Below are 22972 nucleotides of genomic sequence, written 5' to 3'. Positions count from 1 at the left end.
AGTGTAAAAATTACAGTAATATTAACAATTTATGACAAATGATTTTAAAGTGTTGTAATGCTGGCATTTTCCAAAGCCTTACGTAAGTAAGGATCAAGTTCATCTTGGCGCATTAACCACTGAATATAGTCGGCAGGGAGCTCTGCAATCGCAGTTCCACGATGTTTACCAAAGTTAATGACACGAGGAATACGGGCATCTTCAGAGGCTGTAAATAACTGCTCCATACTATTTATTTTTAAGTGATGAACCACATGCATTAAAATATTGGCTGTTAAAATAATATCCATATCCGCACGGTGCGCTTTTTTAATCATCTCACGGGCTTTTTCACTACCTTTGGAGATCATATAAATGAGTGCTGAAATATTATGGGCTTCAGCATCAGGCCAAACTAAGCGCGCAAGTGCCAAAGTACAAATTGCTTTAAGATTTGAAACATTTACACCACACTTTTCTATGGCACGAATATCATAGTCAATATTATGACCAATAATGTATTGGGTCTCATCTGGTAGCCTGAATGTCGTGTAGTGGGGTTGGCCCACTAAATCTGACTCTAAAATATGGTGTACAGCCATAGCAGCAAAAGAAATCGGTTCATCGACCGTATAGAGCTGATCAAAGACTTGGCTTTTATCTAGGCTTAATTTGCCATTGATGATTTCAATTGGCGCGTATGCAATCTCAATAGGTTGACCGTTGAGGGTATGAGTTTCTGTATCGAGAATGATGGCTTGCATATGCATGTCCGAAAATTGAAAACTGTATAAATTTATCATTTTCAACAGGATCAAGACAGCCTGCGATGTCGGATTTGTAGCCTGATATTATTTTTGTTGGTGAACAAGTGTATGCACTGAAGCGCAAGTTTAAATGATTGAGCCATATTCATCCGTTCAAATCGACGAGATACAATAAGCCTAGCGAGTCGTAGTTCATTATCTTGAGAAAATTAAATAGCGTTAAAAACGTATTTTTGGACAGTCTCACCTATAAGTGCAATGACTTGTTATATGGTTTTTTATTTTATAAATTACAATGCTTTATGTTGTTTTAAGAAATAAAGATAGATTCAAAAGGGTCATTTGTTTATTTTTTGTAAGTGATCTTGCTATAGGTCATTTTGAAGCGTAAATCATTAATGTATTCAAGTGATTTGAATCGTTACAACAAGAAAAAAACTTCATTAAGGAAATTGAAGATGAAAAAAAGATTATTGGCAGTGTTGGTCAGCAGTTCTGTACTTTTATTAACAGCCTGTGGTGGTGGGGAAGGGAACACAACTTCCGTCGTTGTAAATGATGGAGTCCCGAAAAATAATATTGTAAATCCAGTGGTGAAAACTGAAGCTTATACGGATGTTAATGCTAGTGCCAATATTGTTCTGGATAGTGTGAGTGCATCTAAAACCTTGATGACGTATAAAATGCGTGGTGTAAATGGGAGTGAGACTCAAGCCACCGCATTAGTATTTACACCCAAAGGAACAATGCCTGCAGGTGGTTGGCCAATTGTTGCATGGGCACATGGAACAACTGGCGTTGCTGATCAGTGTGCGCCAAGCCAACAGGGCTTAGCTGGAAATGAATATTTGATAGCTAAACTTCTTGCCTCAGGTTATGCCGTGGTTGCACCAGATTATGAGGGTTTAGGTGAACCTAGTGGCCGTGAGTTGCATCCATTTTTAAATCTAAAAAGTGAAGCCTATTCGATCACCGATGCAGTTGTTGCAGCGAGTCAAAATTTTGGTAATACAACTGAAAAACGTTGGGCTGCCATCGGACATTCTCAAGGTGGACATGCAGCATTGGGTGCAGCTGAAAATGCATCACGTGCACAACTTGATTATAAAGGTACGATTGCAATTGCTCCTGCATCATTTTTAAGCTTGATTCTGATTGGCGGTGAGCAACAGGCAGCTGCTGAAACAAACTTAACAAATAAAATTAAAACACTTGCAGGATTAGACACATTTACAGCCTTAATTACAGCAGGGTTAAGAAACCCTTATCCAAATTTACAGTATAGCGAAGTGTTCCAAACGCCAACTGATAATATTGCAGCAGAAGCTGAATCACTATGTTACACAGCATTAGGTAATAAGTTTGGTGGAGCGATGGGTGTTTATGCTGCAACATATGGAACCATAGATGGTTATCCACGAACTCAAACAGGATTTATGTCGAATATTCCGGAAGTAAAAGATTTTCTAGCCAATGGTTCACAACCTTTGAAGAGCAAGATTAGTACCCCAGTGATTATTTATCAAGGAACATACGATACGACAGTACCAAGAACAATAACCAATAACTTAGTGAATACAGCACCAGCAGGTACGGTGATCACGTATGTTAATGATGATCAACTCGTAGCAGTTGATAAATGGGATCACACTACTGTTTATACTAAAAATTTGGATAACTTTGTGGCAGATGTTAAAACTCTCATGCCAATTCAATAATTTGCTTTGACCTAAAGCGCTCATGTGGTTTTACTGCATGGGCGATTTTTATTTCAAACAGAGTAAAGTTCGTTCTCGAAATTTATAAACTTCATGCTACAATACGCGCCAATCTTAGCACGGCTTAAAAGCCCTAATTTCATAGGACCTCGCTAATGTTTGCCAATATCTCAATTGCTGAATTTGATCCAGAAATCGCGCAAGCAATCACACAGGAAGATGCTCGCCAAGAAGCGCACATCGAACTGATTGCTTCTGAAAACTATTGCTCTCCAGCAGTAATGGAAGCGCAAGGTTCAAAACTTACAAACAAATATGCTGAAGGCTACCCAGGCAAACGCTACTATGGCGGTTGTGAATATGTAGACGTGATTGAACAATTAGCGATTGACCGTGCTAAAGAGCTTTTCGGTGCAGATTACGCAAACGTTCAACCACATGCGGGTTCACAAGCAAACTCTGCTGTTTACTTAGCCCTTCTTAACCCAGGCGACACAGTTTTGGGTATGAGCTTGGCGCATGGTGGTCACTTGACTCACGGCGCAAAAGTGAGCTTCTCTGGCAAAACATATAACGCAATTCAGTACGGTTTAAACCCAGAAACTGGCGAGATCGACTACGAAGAAGTTGAACGTTTAGCAATTGAGCATAAGCCACGTATGATCGTTGCTGGCTTCTCTGCATATAGCCAAATTGTTGACTGGCAACGTTTCCGTGACATCGCGGACAAAGTTGGTGCTTACCTATTTGTAGATATGGCTCACGTTGCTGGTCTAGTTGCTGCTGGTGTTTACCCAAGCCCAGTTCAGATTGCTGACGTAACAACAACTACTACTCACAAAACACTTCGTGGCCCACGTTCAGGTTTAATCCTTGCGAAAGCAAACGAAGAAATCGAGAAAAAATTACAATCTGCTGTATTCCCTGGTAACCAAGGTGGTCCTTTGGTTCATGCTGTAGCGGCTAAAGCAATTTGCTTTAAAGAAGCAATGGCTCCTGAATATAAAGTTTACCAACAACAAGTGGTGAAGAACGCTCAAGCTATGGCTGAAGTTCTCATTGCTCGTGGTTATGACATCGTTTCTGGCGGTACAGAAAACCATTTGTTCTTGTTATCTCTAATTAAGCAAGATGTAACAGGTAAAGAAGCAGATGCATGGTTAGGTGCAGCTCACATTACTGTGAACAAAAACTCTGTACCAAATGACCCACGTTCACCATTTGTGACTTCTGGTATCCGTATCGGTACACCAGCTGTGACGACTCGTGGTTTTGGTGAAGCTGAAGTACGTGAACTTGCTGGTTGGATTGCAGACATCCTAGACAGCAAAGGTGACGAAGCTGTGATTAATGCTGTTAAAGCGAAAGTTGAAACCGTTTGCGCGAAATTCCCAGTTTACGCGAACTAAGTTTGACTTGAGAAAGCCCCCTCAAGGGGGCTTTTTTTATGGCATTAAAAAATCAAAATCAGTTGAAATGTAATTTAGACTGCATTTCTGATATAACAGAAGTTATAGGCTAATAAATTATTTTTAATAAGAATTTTATTCATATCGTATTCAAATAGGGATGCAGCACATGGCAAATCCAGCAATTATTATTTCTGAGCAGGATCTTCATCGTTTAGAAACGATGCTAGAGCATCAGCCTAAACTTACACCGACTATGCAGTTGCTTGAAGAAGAATTGGCCCGTGCCGATGTTGTTGCGCCACAAGATATGCCTGCCAATGTGGTAACGATGAATGCAAAAGTTTTACTGACCATTGCCTCATCTACAGAAGCATCTGAAATTACCTTGGTTTATCCGCATGATTTTAAAGGGGAGAAAGGGCAGGTCAATGTGGTTGCTCCAATTGGCGCAGCAATTCTGGGCTTAGCTGAAGGTCAGGAAATTGAATGGCCACAGCCAGACGGTCAAATGATGAAGGTCAAAATTGAAAAAGTGCTTTATCAACCTGAGCGTGAAGGTGATTATTTATAATATCGAATCACTTAATTTTAAGGCCATGTTGCTCATGGCTTTTTATGACGTTGAATATGTGCTTTCTATAATGAAAGACAGTAATGCAAAAGAAAACAAAAAAGTAGAGTGCTGATTGATTTCGATTTTTTATTTCATCTAGATAGAGTTGGTTATATTGTTGATAGGCTTGTTCATAGCCGAAAATCATTTTTCCATTCACATGTAGTGCATACAAAATATCATGAGGGCTCTTTAGATAAGTGATGGATTGACCTCTCCAAGCAGGAATATCTAAAGTTAACCGCATTGCATCGAATAGCCATTGGCAAGTATGAAAATAGCGAATAGGCAAATTCATTTTTTTTATTGGATTTTTCGGGCCAGTGTAGGAGGTGGTCTTAAAAGGTGAGTCTAGCCAACGATCACACCAAACCGTTTGAATTCGGCTCTGATTCTGGCTAAAGAAACCGACCAAAAATTGCGTTTTACCCAAGCGGTTTAAATTATAGGGTGCTAGATTTTTTTGATAAAGTTGAATAGCTGTTTCATTGCCTAACAGTGTGCCACTCACTTGTTGCAATGGGCTCGGATCATGCTCTAAAAATGTTTCGTGGATGCGTTTTGCTTTATAGTGCGCACCAATACCAATAAATAAGGTTAATGCAATGCAGAAGCCTAAACTATAACGAATGACGTGCTGAAGACGAATGATCATAATTTTAAATAGATATCATTTTATTGGAAGCAGAAGTAATGATTAGCCAGATCAAGATAAAAGGTTTTCACAGCATTTTTGCAAAAATCTACATGTTATTTAATACAAAAGCTGTAGTATAAAAATGATTTTATTCAATTTCTTTATTGGGTTAAAGCACTATGGCACAAATTGACGTTCTTGTTCCATTAAGGGATATACCAGTCAATTCAGACGAACTTTTAAGTATCCAGCGTAATGATTTGGTTCCGTTGCTGAACGACCAATATCGTCTCAATCATTATGCAGATAGTGTCATTCAGGCGCAGTCTGTGCTGCTTAATGGGATAGATCCACAGCTGACTTTACAGCTGAGTCAAACCATTGAGCAACTGATCCAGTCACTGGCTGACTCAAAAAAATACCTAAAAAAGCGAAAATTTAATGGGCTGCAAAAGTGGCTCGGGATTGATATTGAATATGGTTCAACCCAAGTTGAATACTATAAAAAACTGGATCAATTGCTGGATCGAGCCAATCATCTCAGCCAAAAATTACAAATTGAAATTCAAAAGTCGCAAGCACGTTATCAGCAGCTCACTGGTTTACGTGAGCAAATGGCTAAATATATATCTGCGGCTGAAGCATTTTTAATGGAATATCCTAAATTTGTGAAGAATGCACATCCTTTAGATAATTTTGCAGAACGTTTATCCAAGAAAATTAACAGCTTGCAAACTTTGCAAAGCAGTAATGATATTGCGATTACGCAAATGCAGTTGTCTCAGCAGCTTTCATTGAGTTTGTTAGACCGATATAAAGAGGCGCAGCAGGTTTTGATCCCAGCATGGCAATATCATGTCAAACAATCCCAGCAATCAAGCTCGACAATTGAACTGGAAAAGCTCGATAATAGCCGTGAAAAATTGATTCATACTTTAAAAAAATCACTACAGAAACCAACACTTTAAGAAATAGATTAGGTGAATTATGACCAACCCAGAACAAAACAGTCTTGTGGTAGAGCCAACCACTGAAGTGATTGAACACAAGTTTCAACAGTTAAATTTGCAAGAAATTGGCTTGCAACAAGATGACTTCAATGCAGTCTTGGCAGCGCGGAAAGAGTTGGCAGAAATCAACCATAACGCCGTGGCGGAGTATGGTAAAAATATTGCGACACAAACCTCAGGATATACTGATGAGTTGTTAAATTTGGTTCAAAATAAAGACTTGGATGAAACTGGGCAAAAGCTGAATCAGGTAGTACAAGTTGCACAACAGCTCAATACCTCAAGTATTTTAAATAAAAAGAAAAATTCAGGTTTCTTCGGTGGCTTGATGAGCAAAATTAAAGGCGCAAAGAATAATATTGATATGCACTTTAATACCACCAAAGAACAGATTGATACTTTGGTGAAAGAAATTGAAAAATCGCAGTCTGGTTTAAAAGCACGTGTTGATACGCTAGATCGGATGTTTCATGGTGTACAAAGTGAATATAAACAGCTCGGTGTGTATATCGCGGCGGGTAAGTTGAAACAGGATGAAATTCAGCAGGAAATCTCAACACTGACTGCACAGGCGCAAGACCAAACCACGACGCAGAGAGTTTACGATCTCAATCATTTAGCCAATAATTTGGAAAAACGCGTGAGTGATTTGCAGGTTTTACAACAATCAGCCATGCAAACATTACCGATGATTCGTATTATCCAGTCTAATAATTTGATGTTGGTCGATAAATTTTATGCGATTAAAAACATCACATTGCCTGCATGGAAAAATCAAATTAGTTTGGCGATTTCTTTAAATGAGCAGAAGAACAGTGTGCAGTTGGCCAATACCATTGACGATGCGACCAATGATTTATTGAAGCGTAATGCTGATTTGTTACATCAAAACTCAGTAGATACAGCAAAAGCCAATCAACGTTCGGTGATTGATATTGAGACGCTTGAACATGTACAAAACACCCTCATTAAAACAGTAAATGATGTGATTCAAATACAAAAAGAAGGGATGCAGAAACGTGCTGAAGCAACCACACGTTTGCGTAGTTTGCAGGACAATTTGAATCAATTGGTTTTAGACTCGAGTTCTAATCGTACGACACCATCTTAATGCTAAGTTGGGTGGTCGATAGAGGAGAAATGTTTGCCTTCTTTAGATGAGTATGTTGTTCAGCCTCAGCACCTTGAACAAGGTGTAGCTACACTCAAACAGCGTCAGCGTAAACTGAGCTTATGGTGTATGGTGAGTGTAATTCTGCTGGTCGTTTCTGGCGTGAGTTATTTCCTACAGCAGGATTTTGTCTATAGCTTTTTTGGGCTCACGACTGAAATACAGCAGCTACATATGCCCATGAGTGTCGATGAAAATCTCGCATCACTTGGACAACAGCCAGATTATTTTCTGAATTTGCTGTCATGGTTTGGTTGGCTTGTGCTCAAGATTATGGTGTCTTTTGTTGGGGCATTCGTATTGGTGCACTATGCACGGAAAATTCACTTTTTCTATGTGCGTTTTCAGTCTTTTATACTGAAGTTTGTGGCTTGGCTGATCGCATTTATTTTACTGTGGTCTGGACTGACCTATGTGCAATATGATTTAAAAGATGATGAGCATGAAGCTTTCCAGAAAATTGTATATTACGATAAAAATATTCAACAAAGCGAACTCGCGCATTATTTGCAAGAGTCAGACATTCAGCTTCCCGTAAAACATTATTTGCTTGCACAGACGGCATTGTTACACCAACCTGTCGATAAAAATGCAGCCATTCCGCATGTGCTTGCTCTTGTCCAAGCAGAAAAAAATGATTCACATTTTATTGAATATGGGTTTAAGCCTGAACAGCTATGGACGATGCAGCACCAACTCTATGGAAAAACACTGACGCCGATGGCTGCAAGTGTAGAAAAACAGGCTCAGCAAGCTGCGCAGTTCACTACGGTCATGCAATTCTTCTCGCTTATCTTGATGCTAATGATGGCGCTGTTGAGTCTTGTATTGTTTGGTTTGACACGTCAGTTAAAGGCCAGAACGTTAAGAATTGAACAGCGGATGCAGAGTAACCCCTAAGCTTTGACTTCATAAAAAGTCCTTTGTGGAGTGGGACTTTTTATGAAGAATATCTTAAAATCTATAAAACCGATTATTAAAATAAAAACAAACTGTTTTATCTATTTTTAGATTTACTCTATGATTCTTCTATCAAATAATTTTACAGACTGCTTTGGAGAGCTTAACCATGTTAGATCAAAATACTTCAGCTCAATTAAAAACGCTTCTTGAACGCCTTGAAGGTCCGATTGAATTGGTTGCAACTTTGAACGGTTCTGAGAAATCAGACAAAATCAAAGAATTGGTTGAAGAAGTTGCAGCACTGTCTCCACTGGTGACTGCACGTTTTGATGGTCAAAATTCACGTGCACCTAGCTTTGGTGTGGCAAAGGCGGGCGAACAACCACGTGTCTTCTTTGCAGGTCTACCAATGGGACATGAGTTTACCTCTTTGATTTTGGCATTGTTACAAACCTCAGGTTATGCACCCAAAGTATCGGATGAAGTTTTGGCTTCAATCAAAGCTTTGGGCATCCAGTCTGACTTTGACGTATTTGTCTCTTTAAGCTGTCATAACTGTCCAGACGTGGTGCAAGCGTTGAACCTGATTGCCATTTACAACCCAGGTACGACAGCCACCATGATTGATGGTGCATTCTTCCAAGACGAAGTTGAAGAGCGCAAAATCATGGCTGTACCAATGGTGTTCCAAGACAACAACCATATCGGTCAAGGTCGTATGACTTTGGAAGAGATTATTGCCAAACTGGATACCAATTCCGCAGCTAAAGAAGCTGAAAAACTCAATGCCAAAGATGCTTTTGATGTTCTCGTGATTGGCGGTGGTCCTGCAGGAAATACCTCTGCTATCTATGCAGCACGTAAAGGCATTAAAACCGGAATCGTGGCTGAACGTATGGGTGGTCAAGTCATGGATACCATGGACATTGAAAACTATACCTCCATTCAAAAGACCCAAGGGCCAAAGTTTGCTGCTGAAATGGAAGCACATGTACGTGAGTACGGTGTGGACATCATGAACTTACAACGTGTTTCTCACATCAAAGGTGCAGATGAGACCGCGAATGGTTTGGTTGAAGTCACTTTAGAAAATGGTGCGAAGCTTGAATCTAAAACAGTCATCCTTTCTACAGGCGCACGTTGGAGAGAGATGAATGTGCCGGGTGAAGCAGAATACCGTACCCGTGGTGTTGCTTACTGTCCACACTGTGATGGCCCACTGTTTAAAGGCAAACGTGTTGCCGTAATTGGCGGGGGGAACTCAGGTGTCGAAGCGGCAATTGATCTTGCTGGGATTGTAGAACATGTAACTTTGGTTGAGTTTGATACCAAACTACGTGCTGACCAAGTGTTGCAAGACAAATTGCATAGCTTGCCTAACACCACAGTAATCCTGAACGCCCTATCAACCGAAGTTGTGGGTGATGGTTCACAAGTGACGGCATTGAAATATAAAGACCGTGCAACCGACGTAGAACATACGGTTGAACTTGCAGGGATCTTTGTGCAAATTGGCTTATTACCAAACACCGATTTCCTCAAAGAAACAGCGGTTGAGCTTTCAAATCGTAATGAAATTGTGATTAACGATCGCAATGAAACCAATGTCAAAGGTGTATTTGCCGCAGGTGACTGTACGACTGTGCCTTACAAGCAAATTATCATTGCTACAGGTGAGGGCGCGAAAGCATCTCTGTCTGCTTTTGATTATATTATTCGTTCTGGGCTGTAAGTGTGAAATGAAAAAGCCAATGCTCTCCCAAAATCTACGTTGGCTTTTTCCCTTTATGTTGTATGACTAAGCTCTAGTTATACTTTTATAGGAACTCTGGTCGCTAACAGCCTGAGTTCCTTTTTTTTGGAATGATGATTTCGGGCAAAGAAAAAGCCAAAGTGTTCCCCAGATCACTTTGGCTTTTTCATTTAGTTGTTGTTTATTGTTATTCTTTGCCCAGTTTTTGTTTTGAAACTCTGAGTGTGGTCAGTACTCGGTTTCTTTTCTACTTTCCCCAAGGTTAGACGCTAAATAAGTTCAATCCTTTAAATTTTTCTAACAGTTGTTGCTGAGTTTCCATGTGTTCTGGGTGTGGCTCGATACAGGCAATTGGGCAAACATCGACGCAGGTTTGGGTGTCATAAAAACCAACACACTCTGTACAACGGCTGACGTCTATTTCATAAATCTTGTCACCTTCAAAAATAGCAGTATTGGGGCATTCAGGAAGGCACATATCACAGTTAATACACGTATCTGTTATTCGTAGTGCCATGGCATTATCCCTCAGTCAGCTTGCAACATAAGCCAATGCAGGCGCTGAAATATCAGTGCTTGAATGCGGTAAGTTACGAATGAGTAGGGCATAACGCATGTCAACATCAGCAGGAACAGGTATTTCAACTACATGTCCTGAGCCTTTCGCTTCAAGTATTGGATTGCCTTTTTTATCGAGGATTTCTGTCAACTTAAAGGTGATATTGCCTGACGTGGTCATGAGTTCAAGTACATCGCCCACCACAAAACGGTTTTTGACATCGACTTTCAGATAATCGTCATTTCGCTCTACAATTTCACCGCAGTATTGTTGATGGTCAAAACTAGATGAGCCATTTGCATAGTTTTGATATTCGCTGTGTACGTGGCGACGTAAAAAACCTTCGGTATAACCACGATTCGCCAGACCTTCGAGTTGTGTCATGAGTGATGGGTCAAAAGGCTTATTTGCGAGCGCATCATCTATGGCTTTGCGATAAATTTGAGCAGTACGCGCACAGTAAAAATAAGACTTGGTACGTCCTTCAATTTTTAAAGAATGGATGCCCATATGGGTTAAGCGCTCAACATGTTGCACCGCGCGCAAGTCTTTTGAGTTCATAAAGTAAGTACCATGTTCATCCTCTTCAGCAGCAAACATGTCTTCATCATGACGTTGTAATAATACGGGTTCATCGAACTGATGCTGTGCTTGCATATGCACTTCATCAACATCAGAATTTGAACAGCAGTTGGAGCTTGTATTCAGATTTTGAACGGGGATCACATCGCCATTTTCATCTTGCGTAGTCTGATGGACTTTGTATTCCCAACGGCAAGCATTGGTACATGCCCCTTGATTGGCATCACGTTTATTCATATAGCCTGAAAGCATGCAACGTCCTGAATATGCCATGCATAGCGCACCATGCACAAAAACCTCAATTTCCATGTCTGGCACTTGCTGCTTAATTTCTTCAATTTCATCAATGGATAATTCACGGGACAAAATGACACGAGTCAGTCCCATGTTTTTCCAAAATTTTACAGTAGCCCAGTTGACAGCATTGGCTTGAACAGAAAGATGCACATCCATGTCTGGAAAATGCTCACGTACCATCATAATCAGCCCAGGATCTGACATGATCAGGGCATCGGGTTGCATCGCAACCACAGGTGTGAGGTCACGAATAAAGTTTTTGAGCTTTGAGTTATGGGGTTGAATGTTGACGACCACATAAAACTTTTTGCCTAAGTCATGCGCTTCTTGAATGCCGATAGCTAAATTGTCATGATCAAATTCATTATTGCGCACACGTAAACTATAACGGGGTTGTCCTGCATAGACTGCATCTGCACCATAGGCAAAGGCATAACGCATATTTTTAAGCGAACCAGCCGGTGAAAGAAGTTCAGTAACGTGGGAAATGCTCATGATCAAACTAAGGCATAAAAAAAATATGGTTTTATTGTAGTGCTTTAAAAAATAGATTCAACCTAGTAAAAAACTCGGAATTTAACTGCTAGTGAGTATCATAAATTTTTATTCAAGGCTTTAATTTTAAATAATAAATTATATTTATTTTAGTGAAGAATGATGTCTTTATAAAGATAGAAATTAAAAAAATAAAGTGCCTCATATAAAATTCATGGTGATTTGAAAAAGAAAAGTTAAAAATTTTATACGAGTCTTTGCATATTTAGATGAAAGAAAGTGAAGACTAGGCATAAAAGTGAAGTTAAGCCATCAGGCATGTTGAGGTTCTGCTATTCGTCAGAAGTTTCCGCTTCAAGTTGCCTTAAAATTTGACAATCATCAATGGTTGATAGCGTGGCACAGGATTGACGCAGTTGTTGCAACTGAATTTGGAATTTTTTTAGTTCAACTATTTTTTGCTCGACTTGTTTTAAATGCTCATCTATCAATTGATTGACCGCGCTACAGTCCTGTAGTGGGTTCTGCTCCAATTGGATGAGATATTCAATTTCTTTGAGTGAGATATCGAGCGCACGGCAACGTTTAATAAAAATGAGTCGTTTAAGCGCCTCATCTTGATAATAGCGATAGTTATTGTCCCCGCGAAAAGAAGGTTCTAATAAATTTTTCTTTTCATAAAAACGAATGGTATCGGCACTTAAGCCAGTTTTTTGGACTAAGTCTTTTATTAAATAAACAGGAGATGAGTTTTGTTGATTCATTTTGCTTGACCTTAGAGTGACTCCATAGTTTTTAATCATAATATAAAATGATCAAGTAGTGATAGAGGTCGCTAATATGGCGTGTTCTTCTTGTAGTTGTACACCCGCACCACAAAAGCCGAATAGTAAGTTTAGAACGGCATTATGGATTGCCTTATTTATTAATTTAGCTATGTTTGTGGTAGAACTCATTGGTGGGGCTTATGCGCATTCATCATCATTATGGGCTGATTCCTTAGACTTTTTTGGTGATGCGGTGAATTATGGTATTTCACTGGCAGTGCTCGGTGCGAGTTTATACTGGCGAGCGACAGTAGCCTTGCTGAAAGGTATAACCATGGCGCTGTTTGGCTTAGTTGTGATAGGCAAAGTGATTTATGCTTATGTGCTAGGGATTCCGCCTGAAGCTATGACTATGGGTGTGATTGGTGTGATAGCTTTGCTTGCGAATGTGGTTTGTGCTGTCATTTTATATGCTTACCGCGAAGGGGACTCGAATATGCAATCGGTTTGGCTTTGTAGTCGAAATGATGCGATTGGAAACGTGGCGGTTATCTTTGCAGCTATAGGTGTGTTTGGGACAGGAAGTATGTGGCCTGATATGATTGTTGCAGGTATTATGGCAACGTTAGGTTTGACAGCTGGCTATCAAGTCGTGACTAAGGCATTAGCTGAGCGGAAAAAGAGCGTTTTAGAAAATTCGACTGTGAAATATGAATAGGATGTAATTGCGAATACGTTTAGCGTTCAAGATTCGGTTTACAGCCTTACAGTAGTTTGAAGTTTAACACTCCATAGGATGGAACTTCTGCATGTTTAAGACGAATATGAGAGTGTACATGGACGTACAGCTATTAAGATGAATTAGTGAGTATGCAATACATCTTTGTCCAAAAGTCATTCCACAGATTTAAATATTCAGCTTGAAGCTGTTTAAAATATGACTCGTCTTTTGGTTGGTAGCTTTGTGTGAATAGCAACCAAATATCGTCTTCATGATTATCATCGTTTGCAAGAGTTTGGTCACTGGCTTTAGCAATACCATGACATGCATAATAACCATTGGTAAACGAAGAATCATACACCGCGAGATTTGTTCTGAGTGCTTCACTGAACTTAATCACTTGCAGTTCAGTACAAGCCAAAATCAACAATAAGTCTGCATAAGAATGAATATGCTCTTGAATAAACTGTGTAAGAGAGAATGCTTCGGCTTGAGTTTGTTTTTGGTCAGTGACATCGAGTTTGAGTTGCTGCATCAGCTTTAAAAAATAAACCAAGTGCGATTTTGCAGGGGAGCTTTGTTCAAGTTGATGCGTGTTAAAACCCAATTCATCAAAAAGATTGAGTGAGAGTAGATAACGCGCATATATCTTTGCCGCAATACGGTCTTGTGCCTTAATATTACTGTTGTTTTCAAGTTGTAATGCTTGGTAGATCACCATGCTTAAGGCATCGGTAAAATTTTTGACAATAGCTGTAAAATAATTCAGATGAATTAATTTTAACTGCTCAAGGGTCAGTTGACATTGGTGCAACCGTGTAAGGATAGGATGCTTAAATAAGGCATGATTTCCTGTTGCCTGCTTTAGTGCATGGACCACTTGAGTATTTGATTTCCATAACTCTGGACTTAAGGAGTGCTGAATAAAGTATAAAACTTCTTCGCGGGTATGTTCAGACTGAGTAAAGGAAAGGGTGTTCATAGAGCATTAAATTTTAATTTTCATCATTTTTTATCATAGTGAAAAAGGCTGCATTCTTCTAGTTTTTTTATTGAATTTAAATCTCTTATATTTCATTCGCTTATTTTAATGTTAGTGAGATTTTCCATAAAAAAACAGTGTTGTTTTAAATTTGATATATAATATCGTTTTGAAACGATATATTTCATATTCTTGTGGTGTTCTTATGGGGCAGTGGCCTAATTTTAAAGTTTTGTGCATCAGGTAAAATAAATGTCAAAAAAAGAAGACATCATTAATACAGCGCTTAATCTCTTTAACTCACATAGCTACAATTCTATCGGTGTGGATCGAATTATTAGTGAGTCTGGCGTTGCTAAAATGACATTTTACAAATATTTCCCTTCCAAAGCTAAATTAATTGAAGAATGCTTAGTGACTAGAAACCAAAATTTGCAGCAGTCTCTCGATGCAACGATTGCTGCGTGTGACCCAAGTGATTATCTCTCACATATTCGTGCAATTTTTGAATGGTATAATACATGGTTTCATACGACAGACTTTAATGGTTGCATGTTTCAAAAAGCAGTCGAAGAAATTTCAAAAATTTATCCGTCATCGCTCCAACCAGCAATTGATTATAAAGAGTGGTTAAAAGGAAAGTTGCGCCAAGCATTGCATCATTTAGGGGTGAAGCAAGATGAACAGTTGGCTGGTTTTCTTTCTAGTATTTTGGATGGAATGACTATTCAAGCTCAAATTGACCCAAATCAAGTGCATTTGGAAGAGTATTGGAAGCGTGTGAATACATTGATTCAGATAGAATTAGCTGCGGCTTAAATTATTAAAAATAAGAATGTGGCATCTAAGAATCACATTCTTATTGATTGAAATCATGCAGACTTTTATAAAATTCAATCAAAAATAAATAAGCGCGATAACCGTTAGATTATCGCGCTTTGCTGATAATAATTTATTTTTCATATCACTCATTATTTGACACTAATGAGTGATATGAATATGAGCAACTTAAACGTGCCTTCTTATATTTTTTTGTACCCTCTGAATGTTTTCGGTCATTCAGTATTTCAGCAAAAATAGACAGACTTGTCTGTTTTGTTGAATTATAGAGAAATTGTGGAGAAAAACAACCAATATGTCTTGAGTTTGGCTGAAATTTATTCATTGCCTCTAGTATTCAATAACTTAAATAGAATTAATTTTTTTAGAATTTAATTTGCTACAGTTTCGAGTACGCTTGGGGGTAAGTAAATTGTAAATTCATTGATCGGTTCAATCAGTACACTATAAGGCTTGAGTTGATCTTCATAGGATATAAGGTTAAGCCTTGCTAACAGCTCAAAGCGTGCGTAGTGCAGTGTTGCGGGTCTAGGATTTAAGCGCTCATGCCACACACGATATGTACCGAGTTTGCCATCACGGCGATGATAAAATCCTGCCAAAGGATGTGTAAGAAAGACTTGGTAACTTTCTAAATCTGGAAAGCCTTCAAAAAACCAGTGGTCATCTTGAGCCTGAATTAAATTCACTTCAGAGCTAGCCCATGCAGATTGGGTTCGCATTTTGTATTGTGTGTATAAGCCAGTCGGATCTTGTAGACAGTCAAACTCAATTTGGGCTGGATGCCATGGCAGTTGCCAAACATAGCGTGGAAAGATCAGCGTCCAAGAGTCCAAAGTTGTGCCTAGAAACCAAACACAACGTTCCTGTGTTTCCTGATCAATCACATACACTCGATAGTTGGTTTGTCCCATAGTAAATTTAGGAAAAGGGTAGACGGCGGAGCTAAAGTCAACATCAATAAAAGGAACGACAGACATCAAAGCACATTGTTGACCTTGATAAAGGATAGTGTCTAATTTAAATCGAGGGGGAATAATGTCTTTGAAGCGTGTAGGGTCGAGTGCATAAGTAATGAGGGCGAAATGCTGAAGTTTACACTGTACATCGAGACCTTTAGGTTGAGGTCTTGGGTGTAAATAGTCTTTAAAATTGAGTTTTGGAAAGGTCATTGTATAAATTTAAGATTTGTTCTTTTGTACAAATATTAGAGAAAAAGACAAGCAGAGTAAATAAAAAAACCGAAGCCTAAGCTTCGGTTTTTTAATATCTTTATACGATCTTACTTTTCAACGAATGCACGTTCAATAACATAATCACCCAGTACACCCATTTTAGGTGATTCTTTTAGACCATGTTGATCGAGAAGTGCTGCAACGTCATCTAAGAATGCTGGGCTGCCACAAAGCATAGCGCGGTCAGTTTCTGGGTTGAAACGTGGTAGCCCAATTTTTTCAAACAATTCGCCAGTTTCAATCGCTGTCGTTACACGACCTTGGTTTGGATATTCTTCACGAGTAACCGTTGGGTAGTAAACCAATTTGTCTTTGATGCCAAGTTCTTCAAAGAATTCATGGCTTGGAAGTTCATTTAGGATTAGGTCTTGGTAGGCTAATTCAGAAATGAAACGAGTACCATGTACAACAATGATTTTCTCAAAGCGTTCATAGGTTTCTGGGTCACGAATTGTAGACAAGAACGGTGCAAGACCTGTACCTGAAGAAAGGAGGTATAAGTTTTTCCCAGGGTTTAAGTCGTCGAGAACCAAAGTCCCTGTTGGTTTTTTAGAGATTAGAATCTCATCGCCCACTTTTACTTTCTGTAAGATAGATGTCAATGGGCCATCTGGAACTTTAATTGAGAAAAACTCTAGTTCTTCTTCATAGTTTGCACTGGCAATAGAATAAGCACGCATTAACGGTTTGCCATTTACTTCAAGGCCGATCATCACAAATTGACCGTTTTTAAAACGCAGTGCAGTGTCGCGCGTCGTTTTAAAAGAGAATAAAGTATCATTCCAATGGTGGACGTGAGTAATCTTTTCGACGTTGAAAGCAGCCATTAAAGGTCTCAATAAATTATCAAATTAGAACAGCTTGCTATTCTAATCTAAAATCATTCTCGATAAACTGAATATATTTAATTGAGCTTATTAGAAAAAGTGATGATAACTGAGTTAACCTTGCCAATTATTGGTTATATGCACTCTTCTTATAAAGAAAAGTTTGGTATTCCTCGCCAACCTAATTTGGTACAAGTGGAATCCTATATTGAAATGTCAGCCCCTTATAATGATCTTTTGGCCTTTGAGGGGATTGAGGCTTTTAGTCACTTATGGTTGGTTTGGCAGTTTCATGACAATAAGAATCAAGAAAAAGCACAGTTTCGTCCACAAGTTCGACCACCTCGCTTAGGGGGCAACAAAAAAATAGGAGTGTTTGCCACACGGAGCATGTATCGTCCAGCGCCAATAGGCCTATCTGTAGTTCAATTAAAAGCGGTAAAAAAAGAAGGGCGGTCAGTTCGTGTGTATGTTACAGGGAGTGATTTGCTCGATGGTACGCCAATTGTTGATATTAAGCCTTATATTCACTATTCAGATGCAGTTTTAGATGCTGAAAGTGGTTATGCACAAGATGAGCCTAAACGAAAGGTGGTGGTGTGGTCTGATCTGGCTTTGCTACAGAAGCAGCAGCTTTTAGCAAATGGCAAAATTTCTATGCAGACAGTACAGGAGCTTGAGGCGGTTTTATCTTTAGACCCACGACCTGCATATCAAGATGATGAAGCGCGAATTTATGGGATGAGGTTTGCAAACTTAGATGTGAAATTTAAGGTAAATGAAACGTGTGTGGAAATACAGGAACTTTGAGTTCCTGTAGCCATTAAAACGCTCATCGGTAGCATGCTTTTCAAGTCATTTAGAACTTTAAGTTTTGTTCTAAATAACTTGCTGCAATTGGATTATACAGGTCACAACCTTTATTTAAGCCATCTGCCTTAGCTAAACGTGCGTTTTTCTCTTCGGTAGACATATTGTTTGTGATGAGGTCTTTCTCTGATTGAATGTCATCTGCAAGATTGGACTCTACCCCAGCATTTACTTTTGAACTTGAATAGTAACTGTCTTTGTATTGAGCATATCCAATGAAAGCATTTGCCTCAGTTCCATCTGGACTGTAATGGTAGGCAAGAACATTTTTAAATTTTGTGAGCTTAAAATACTCTTGTTTAGTTTGGTTGGTAAATCGCTCTGTATATTCTTTAAAGAGACGTTGATATTCATCATCTTTTTCAGCTAAAAGTAAATATTCCTGATTATTAGAATATTGGGTTTCCAGTAGGCAGGTTGAACCTGCTGGGAATTTTAAAGCTTGGTAGGCTTTTAATTTTGTATTGATTTCATCTGAATATTTGACGCTATATTGAGGATAGTTCAAGTTCCAATTCAACTCCGGGTCTACCGTTGCAAGCATACTTTCGCCTGAAATATCACGTTTGCTGACAGTTGACGTGAATTCTAATCCTGTAGAACCAATTGCTGAATAAGGGCGAAGTTTGAGTTGATTATTGGAAAAGGTCATTTCACCCATTAAAGTGCCATAACGACTATGGGTTGGGCCGAATGTTTGATACTCGCCTTGCGTAGTTAAGTAAATTTCATTTGTATTATCATCTGCATCTAAAGTGGCATAGGCTTTACCATCCACCAGTGTAATTTGCGTATTCAGTACATTGAAATCACCAAATTGATTGAGTTGATCATACCAATAATCAATACGGAATATTTCCCATTGCTGAGCGGTATTTGAATTATTATTTGATGAGTCAGTAGTTGTTGAGTTGTTGCTCGTGCTTGTATTATTTGAGCTATCAGAGCTTCCACCACATGCACTCAGCATGAGTGTGCTAAAAATTGCAAATGATAATATTTTAAATTTCATAAAGTACCCAATTCAAAAAATTTATTATTAATAACGTTGTTGTTTAAAAATAAAGCGGGCTGATTATAGATTAATAGTATTGAATAAATAAATAAATTTCATAAAAATAAGTAAGTTAAGTTTTTTTAAAAAATCATCCAGTACAGTAAGCCGATTAAAACCATCATATGTAAAATTTGAATCGGTGCAAAAGCAATAAAGTATTGCATCCCTCCTGTTAAAGCGGCATTCACAGATTTGGCAATCGCATGTGCGGCTAAACCAAATATAAAGGCGGATATAACAGCAGTATCTGTGGGGGTACCTTGCATCACCACGGTTGCCATCGCCGCATGGATTTCAAACAAAGAGGCCAGTAAAGTTCCTGCAATTAAGCCAGCTTCGCCTAGCCACAGGTGAAGTCCATATACTCCTGCCTGAATGAGAGTTAAGCTCAGGGCAATAATTCCTGCCTCTTTTAAACTAAACATGCGTGAATCACTGCTCAGTTGCTGTTCTTGAGCTGGGGCAGTGCGGACTAAAGTATAGGCAGAGAGTCCTAAAATCAAACATGCGATTAGAGTGGGTAACAGTATTGTTTTAAGCCAGAGCATACTGACGCCCGCCACAATAATGAGCAGTTGCAATAAAGTTGCGATACATGACATCAGAGCAGCACCTGCATTGGATTTGGCCTGTGCACGACCTGCTCGAACCTCCATGCCCAAGCTAGCAATAGTGGCTGTACTGGATACAAAACCAGAAGCAATGGCGGATAAAATCATGGCATTTTTAGTGCTTAACAATCGTTTGGCGATATGTGCAAGGGCTTGAACAGCCAGAATGAGTGTGACTAATTTTAAAATGATATAAGGATTCAGCACAGCGCCCCATAAAGGCGTATTCGGTGTTAAGGGAAGGGCTATTAAAATGAGAGCCAATAGGAAAATACCGTCTTTAAATTCTGCTTCTGTAATCCATTTTCCTGCAATACTGTGCATGGAGTGTTTAGTCATGAGAATAATGGTCAGCAGTACGGCTAAACCTGCTGCTAAAGGTGCATTCCACAGGCACATGGCGCCAATAAAATAAGTCATTACAAAGGCGAGCTCAGTGGTTGAGCCTAAGTCCTCAGTTTGGTTTTTCATGGAAAATAGGACAATACCTCCAATGATCAGCGCACCCACAATACCAATGGTGACACCAAATAAAAAGCAAATAGCACCAAGAAGGGCACAAATTGCAAAGGAGCGCAGTCCTGCAAAGCTCTGTTGGTTTTCTCGTTGCTTGCTTCTTTCTCGCTCTAGACCAATGAGTAAACCACAGCCCAAAGCTGAGGCCAATGTAAACAGGACGTCAGATAAAGCATAGTTGTCGATTGAAATGGTACTGAAGTCCAAAGCCTACCTCATAAACACAAATGAGTCGTTTAAAATATAGGCGAATGCGGGTGGTGGATTCAAGTCAAAATAGAGAAAAAGCGTAGTTATTTCATGATTATATTGATCAGCTGACATGCTTTTTTATATTTATAGGATTTGCCTGTGCTTTGTACAAAATAATCTCGAAAATCTTGCTATAGTGGTGTTCTGTTTGGGGACGTATAACAATGAATTTTAATTTTGAAATTGATACCACTTGGTGCTTAGATCAACTTTTTAAAGATGGGCGAATTACTGAAAAAGAAAAAAATCTCGTACAAACCTCGCACCGTCAACGGGATCAATTAAAGTGGCACCCTTTACAATGGATTGCCCATTTTAATATGCAGGATCAGTCACACCCTCAGTCCAGACTGACGTTGAACCGATTATGTCAATGGTTAGCCGAAAAAACCCAGTTACCGTTTTATGTGATTGATCCACTCAAAGCTGATGTTCAAGCCTTGACTTCGGTGATGTCCCAAGAGTTTGCCTTCCGCAATAAAATCTTGGCCGTAGAGGTTCAACCCAATCAAGTGTTGATTGCGACAGATCAACCCTATATGAAGGATTGGGTAGCGAATTTGGAGCACAATGTCGCACCGAAAAAAATCCAGCGCGTATTGCTCAGCCCAGAACAATTACAACGTTATATGGTGGAGTATTATCAGGTGAGTCGCGCTGTGAGTAATTCACAGAAGTCAGGAATTTATGATCGTGAAAATAAAGGCGTTGAAGCCCTGTTACAATTAGGTGATAGTCAAAATCCTGATGCCAATGATCAACACATTGTTAAATTAGTTGATTGGGTTTTACAGTTTGCTTTTGAACAAAGTGCCAGTGATATTCACCTAGAACCTCGTAAGGACAATGGTAAAGTACGCTTCCGTATTGATGGTGTGTTACATACGATTTATAACATGCCTGCCAATACTTTAACGGCGGTCATTTCGCGAATTAAAATTTTAGGTCGAATGAACGTTGCAGAAAAACGTAAGCCACAAGATGGTCGTTTAAAAACACGTACACCCAAAGGACAAGAAACAGAACTACGTCTTTCAACCTTGCCAACGGCCTTTGGTGAAAAGTTGGTTATGCGTATTTTTGACCCAGAAGTTTTGGTACGTAGCTTTCAGCAGTTGGGTTTTGATGGGCATTTGCTCAGTGATTGGAAGGCACTGACTTCACATAGTCATGGCATTATTTTGGTGACAGGACCAACAGGCTCAGGTAAAACCACCACGCTTTATTCTTCATTGAAACAGTTGGCAACAGAACAGGTGAATGTCTGTACCATTGAAGACCCAATTGAAATGTTAGAACCAAGCTTTAACCAAATGCAGGTCAACACAGGTATTGACTTAGGTTTTGCTGATGGTGTTCGTGCACTCATGCGCCAAGATCCCGACATTATTATGGTGGGGGAGATTCGTGACCATGATACGGCCAATATGGCAATTCAAGCTGCACTTACAGGGCATTTGGTACTTTCAACCCTACATACCAATGATGCGCCTTCTAGTCTAACCCGTTTACACGATTTGGGCATACAACCATTTTTAACTGCAGCCACCATTTTGGGTGTATTGGCACAACGTTTGGTACGGCGCCTATGTCCACACTGTAAAGTGGAAAAACAAATCAATAGCCAAGAGTGGGAGCACCTGACTTTTGATTATATTATGGAGATGCCTGAAAAAGTCTTTACCGCAGTAGGCTGTGAAGAGTGTCGTCAAACGGGCTACAAAGGTCGAGTTGGTATTTATGAGTTTATGCCTATTAGCATAGAGGCTAAACAATTAATTGGTGCAAATGGTGATTTGACTGCACTGCGTCAGCAGGCCAAAAAAGAAGGCATTGAGCCTTTGCGGATTGCAGGGGCACGAAAAGTGTTAGAGGGAGTCACCACGCTAGAAGAAGTGTTGCGTGTCGTACCTCTCAACTAAGCGTTTAATGTTTTACTTGAAGCTTTCTTAAGATTCAGCTCATCTAATTTTGGTTTAATAACTTCATCAAATAGATCAACAATTAAATAGAGGTACTGGATATGAATATGATGATGAAAGCGTTATTGGTTGCTGGTGTGATTGGTTCGACAACTGTGGCAGTAGCAAATACAGCGGTGAACCAAGCGGCTGTAGCTGCTTCAACGCCAACTACGGTTAAGCATGCATTAACTTTAAAAGATGACAGCCATGTTCAGTTAAAAGGTTATGTGGTCAAAGCCATTGGTGATGAGAAGTATGAATTTCGTGACCAAACAGGTTCAATCACTGTCGATATTGATGATGAATTATGGGGTGGCAAAGCGATTTCGGCTAAAACACCTGTAACCATTATCGGTGAAGTGGATATTGACTATAAACCAACAAAACGCGTTGAAATTGATGTAGATCAAGTGAAATTCTAAACACTCTAGTCC

The 22972-nt window shown here is 39.4% G+C and carries 22 protein-coding genes; 12 read left to right on the top strand and 10 right to left on the bottom strand.

Translation table 11 applies throughout. The features are described 5' to 3' along the window. Nucleotides 1-44: 44 nt before the first annotated feature. Nucleotides 45-743, bottom strand: a complete 699-nt coding sequence (locus B9T36_RS02005; protein ID WP_086208238.1) for an exonuclease domain-containing protein — start codon at nucleotides 741-743, stop codon at nucleotides 45-47. A gap of 461 nt (nucleotides 744-1204) precedes the next feature. Here B9T36_RS02005 and B9T36_RS02000 point away from each other — a divergent pair, with 461 nt between their 5' ends. The 3 genes from B9T36_RS02000 (at nucleotide 1205) to rnk (ending at nucleotide 4447) form a co-directional block, all read left to right on the top strand. Further along, nucleotides 1205-2464: an alpha/beta hydrolase gene (locus tag B9T36_RS02000; protein ID WP_086207911.1), complete on the top strand. Its 1260-nt coding sequence runs from the start codon at nucleotides 1205-1207 to the stop codon at nucleotides 2462-2464. Nucleotides 2465-2619: 155 nt separating this feature from the next. Then, nucleotides 2620-3873 (top strand): serine hydroxymethyltransferase, encoded by a 1254-nt coding sequence (glyA, locus tag B9T36_RS01990; RefSeq protein ID WP_086207910.1) that lies wholly within the window; start codon nucleotides 2620-2622, stop codon nucleotides 3871-3873. Nucleotides 3874-4042: 169 nt separating this feature from the next. Next, nucleotides 4043-4447: a nucleoside diphosphate kinase regulator gene (gene rnk, locus B9T36_RS01985; RefSeq protein ID WP_086207909.1), complete on the top strand. Its 405-nt coding sequence runs from the start codon at nucleotides 4043-4045 to the stop codon at nucleotides 4445-4447. A gap of 7 nt (nucleotides 4448-4454) precedes the next feature. On the opposite strand, the gene B9T36_RS01980 is transcribed toward rnk, so the two are convergent. Further along, complete coding sequence (locus B9T36_RS01980) at nucleotides 4455-5144, bottom strand: hypothetical protein (RefSeq protein WP_086207908.1); 690 nt, start codon at nucleotides 5142-5144, stop codon at nucleotides 4455-4457. A 161-nt stretch (nucleotides 5145-5305) separates the two neighbouring features. Between B9T36_RS01980 and B9T36_RS01975 the strand changes: the two genes are divergently transcribed. The 4 genes from B9T36_RS01975 to ahpF all read left to right on the top strand — a co-directional run bounded on the left by B9T36_RS01975 (nucleotide 5306) and on the right by ahpF (nucleotide 9942). Then, the gene (locus B9T36_RS01975) at nucleotides 5306-6094 is read left to right on the top strand and encodes a tellurium resistance protein (RefSeq protein WP_086207907.1); all 789 of its coding nucleotides are present in this window, start codon (nucleotides 5306-5308) and stop codon (nucleotides 6092-6094) included. Nucleotides 6095-6113: 19 nt separating this feature from the next. Next, a complete protein-coding gene (locus B9T36_RS01970; protein ID WP_086207906.1) occupies nucleotides 6114-7247 on the top strand; it encodes a toxic anion resistance protein in 1134 nt (377 codons plus the stop codon). Nucleotides 7248-7280: 33 nt separating this feature from the next. Beyond that, nucleotides 7281-8207 (top strand): hypothetical protein, encoded by a 927-nt coding sequence (locus B9T36_RS01965; RefSeq protein ID WP_086207905.1) that lies wholly within the window; start codon nucleotides 7281-7283, stop codon nucleotides 8205-8207. Between the two features lie 169 nt (nucleotides 8208-8376). Further along, complete coding sequence (gene ahpF / locus B9T36_RS01960) at nucleotides 8377-9942, top strand: alkyl hydroperoxide reductase subunit F (protein WP_086207904.1); 1566 nt, start codon at nucleotides 8377-8379, stop codon at nucleotides 9940-9942. Nucleotides 9943-10225: 283 nt separating this feature from the next. Here ahpF and B9T36_RS01955 read toward each other — a convergent pair whose 3' ends face one another. From B9T36_RS01955 to B9T36_RS01945, 3 genes are all read right to left on the bottom strand, one after another. After that, entirely contained in the window at nucleotides 10226-10480 is a 255-nt protein-coding gene (locus B9T36_RS01955) for a YfhL family 4Fe-4S dicluster ferredoxin (protein WP_086207903.1), read from the bottom strand. A 15-nt stretch (nucleotides 10481-10495) separates the two neighbouring features. Continuing rightward, nucleotides 10496-11896 carry a tRNA 5-hydroxyuridine modification protein YegQ gene (yegQ, locus tag B9T36_RS01950; RefSeq protein ID WP_086207902.1) on the bottom strand — a complete coding sequence of 467 codons (1401 nt, stop codon included), beginning with the start codon at nucleotides 11894-11896 and terminating at the stop codon, nucleotides 10496-10498. A gap of 332 nt (nucleotides 11897-12228) precedes the next feature. Further along, nucleotides 12229-12660 (bottom strand): Cd(II)/Pb(II)-responsive transcriptional regulator, encoded by a 432-nt coding sequence (locus B9T36_RS01945; RefSeq protein ID WP_086207901.1) that lies wholly within the window; start codon nucleotides 12658-12660, stop codon nucleotides 12229-12231. A gap of 76 nt (nucleotides 12661-12736) precedes the next feature. On the opposite strand from B9T36_RS01945, the gene B9T36_RS01940 reads away from it, so the two are divergent. Continuing rightward, entirely contained in the window at nucleotides 12737-13381 is a 645-nt protein-coding gene (locus B9T36_RS01940) for a cation transporter (protein ID WP_086207900.1), read from the top strand. 133 nt (nucleotides 13382-13514) lie between these two features. Here the strand turns inward: B9T36_RS01940 and B9T36_RS01935 are convergent, their stop codons facing one another. After that, nucleotides 13515-14366, bottom strand: coding sequence for a hypothetical protein (locus B9T36_RS01935; RefSeq protein ID WP_086207899.1), 852 nt, complete (start codon nucleotides 14364-14366; stop codon nucleotides 13515-13517). Nucleotides 14367-14618: 252 nt separating this feature from the next. Between B9T36_RS01935 and B9T36_RS01930 the strand changes: the two genes are divergently transcribed. Further along, complete coding sequence (locus B9T36_RS01930; protein WP_086207898.1) at nucleotides 14619-15185, top strand: TetR/AcrR family transcriptional regulator; 567 nt, start codon at nucleotides 14619-14621, stop codon at nucleotides 15183-15185. Nucleotides 15186-15577: 392 nt separating this feature from the next. Here B9T36_RS01930 and B9T36_RS01925 read toward each other — a convergent pair whose 3' ends face one another. Next, nucleotides 15578-16378 (bottom strand): DUF2071 domain-containing protein, encoded by an 801-nt coding sequence (locus tag B9T36_RS01925; RefSeq protein WP_086207897.1) that lies wholly within the window; start codon nucleotides 16376-16378, stop codon nucleotides 15578-15580. Nucleotides 16379-16488: 110 nt separating this feature from the next. Next, entirely contained in the window at nucleotides 16489-17268 is a 780-nt protein-coding gene (locus B9T36_RS01920) for a ferredoxin--NADP reductase (protein WP_086207896.1), read from the bottom strand. A 102-nt stretch (nucleotides 17269-17370) separates the two neighbouring features. Between B9T36_RS01920 and tsaA the strand changes: the two genes are divergently transcribed. Further along, nucleotides 17371-18078, top strand: a complete 708-nt coding sequence (gene tsaA / locus B9T36_RS01915; protein WP_086207895.1) for a tRNA (N6-threonylcarbamoyladenosine(37)-N6)-methyltransferase TrmO — start codon at nucleotides 17371-17373, stop codon at nucleotides 18076-18078. A 49-nt stretch (nucleotides 18079-18127) separates the two neighbouring features. On the opposite strand, the gene B9T36_RS01905 is transcribed toward tsaA, so the two are convergent. Together B9T36_RS01905 and B9T36_RS01900 are read right to left on the bottom strand one after the other, a co-directional pair. Next, the gene (locus B9T36_RS01905; RefSeq protein WP_228146952.1) at nucleotides 18128-19150 is read right to left on the bottom strand and encodes a hypothetical protein; all 1023 of its coding nucleotides are present in this window, start codon (nucleotides 19148-19150) and stop codon (nucleotides 18128-18130) included. Between the two features lie 125 nt (nucleotides 19151-19275). Next, nucleotides 19276-20529, bottom strand: a complete 1254-nt coding sequence (locus B9T36_RS01900; protein ID WP_086207894.1) for an MgtC/SapB family protein — start codon at nucleotides 20527-20529, stop codon at nucleotides 19276-19278. 209 nt (nucleotides 20530-20738) lie between these two features. Between B9T36_RS01900 and B9T36_RS01895 the strand changes: the two genes are divergently transcribed. After that, on the top strand, nucleotides 20739-22496 hold the full coding sequence (locus tag B9T36_RS01895) for a GspE/PulE family protein (protein WP_086207893.1): 1758 nt from the start codon (nucleotides 20739-20741) through the stop codon (nucleotides 22494-22496). A gap of 101 nt (nucleotides 22497-22597) precedes the next feature. Continuing rightward, the gene (locus B9T36_RS01890; RefSeq protein ID WP_086207892.1) at nucleotides 22598-22960 is read left to right on the top strand and encodes a NirD/YgiW/YdeI family stress tolerance protein; all 363 of its coding nucleotides are present in this window, start codon (nucleotides 22598-22600) and stop codon (nucleotides 22958-22960) included. Nucleotides 22961-22972: the final 12 nt, after the last annotated feature.

It is taken from the genome of Acinetobacter sp. ANC 4204, from assembly GCF_002135205.1.
Lineage (GTDB): Bacteria > Pseudomonadota > Gammaproteobacteria > Pseudomonadales > Moraxellaceae > Acinetobacter.
Note: the sequence above shows the minus strand (reverse complement) of the source record. Positions and strands in the feature narration are given on the sequence as shown.

Bases quoted from the DNA above. Each gene is read 5' to 3' on its own strand.
- B9T36_RS01955 (WP_086207903.1), bottom strand. From the start codon at position 10,480: ATGGCACTACGAATAACAGATACGTGTATTAACTGTGATATGTGCCTT.
- B9T36_RS01895 (WP_086207893.1), top strand. From the start codon at position 20,739: ATGAATTTTAATTTTGAAATTGATACCACTTGGTGCTTAGATCAACTT.
- B9T36_RS01890 (WP_086207892.1), top strand. From the start codon at position 22,598: ATGAATATGATGATGAAAGCGTTATTGGTTGCTGGTGTGATTGGTTCG.
- B9T36_RS01980 (WP_086207908.1), bottom strand. From the start codon at position 5,144: ATGATCATTCGTCTTCAGCACGTCATTCGTTATAGTTTAGGCTTCTGC.
- B9T36_RS02005 (WP_086208238.1), bottom strand. From the start codon at position 743: ATGCAAGCCATCATTCTCGATACAGAAACTCATACCCTCAACGGTCAA.
- rnk (WP_086207909.1), top strand. From the start codon at position 4,043: ATGGCAAATCCAGCAATTATTATTTCTGAGCAGGATCTTCATCGTTTA.
- B9T36_RS01975 (WP_086207907.1), top strand. From the start codon at position 5,306: ATGGCACAAATTGACGTTCTTGTTCCATTAAGGGATATACCAGTCAAT.
- B9T36_RS01905 (WP_228146952.1), bottom strand. From the start codon at position 19,150: ATGAAATTTAAAATATTATCATTTGCAATTTTTAGCACACTCATGCTG.
- B9T36_RS01970 (WP_086207906.1), top strand. From the start codon at position 6,114: ATGACCAACCCAGAACAAAACAGTCTTGTGGTAGAGCCAACCACTGAA.
- tsaA (WP_086207895.1), top strand. From the start codon at position 17,371: ATGATAACTGAGTTAACCTTGCCAATTATTGGTTATATGCACTCTTCT.
- B9T36_RS02000 (WP_086207911.1), top strand. From the start codon at position 1,205: ATGAAAAAAAGATTATTGGCAGTGTTGGTCAGCAGTTCTGTACTTTTA.
- yegQ (WP_086207902.1), bottom strand. From the start codon at position 11,896: ATGAGCATTTCCCACGTTACTGAACTTCTTTCACCGGCTGGTTCGCTT.
- B9T36_RS01945 (WP_086207901.1), bottom strand. From the start codon at position 12,660: ATGAATCAACAAAACTCATCTCCTGTTTATTTAATAAAAGACTTAGTC.
- B9T36_RS01925 (WP_086207897.1), bottom strand. From the start codon at position 16,378: ATGACCTTTCCAAAACTCAATTTTAAAGACTATTTACACCCAAGACCT.
- B9T36_RS01930 (WP_086207898.1), top strand. From the start codon at position 14,619: ATGTCAAAAAAAGAAGACATCATTAATACAGCGCTTAATCTCTTTAAC.
- B9T36_RS01940 (WP_086207900.1), top strand. From the start codon at position 12,737: ATGGCGTGTTCTTCTTGTAGTTGTACACCCGCACCACAAAAGCCGAAT.
- ahpF (WP_086207904.1), top strand. From the start codon at position 8,377: ATGTTAGATCAAAATACTTCAGCTCAATTAAAAACGCTTCTTGAACGC.
- glyA (WP_086207910.1), top strand. From the start codon at position 2,620: ATGTTTGCCAATATCTCAATTGCTGAATTTGATCCAGAAATCGCGCAA.
- B9T36_RS01920 (WP_086207896.1), bottom strand. From the start codon at position 17,268: ATGGCTGCTTTCAACGTCGAAAAGATTACTCACGTCCACCATTGGAAT.
- B9T36_RS01935 (WP_086207899.1), bottom strand. From the start codon at position 14,366: ATGAACACCCTTTCCTTTACTCAGTCTGAACATACCCGCGAAGAAGTT.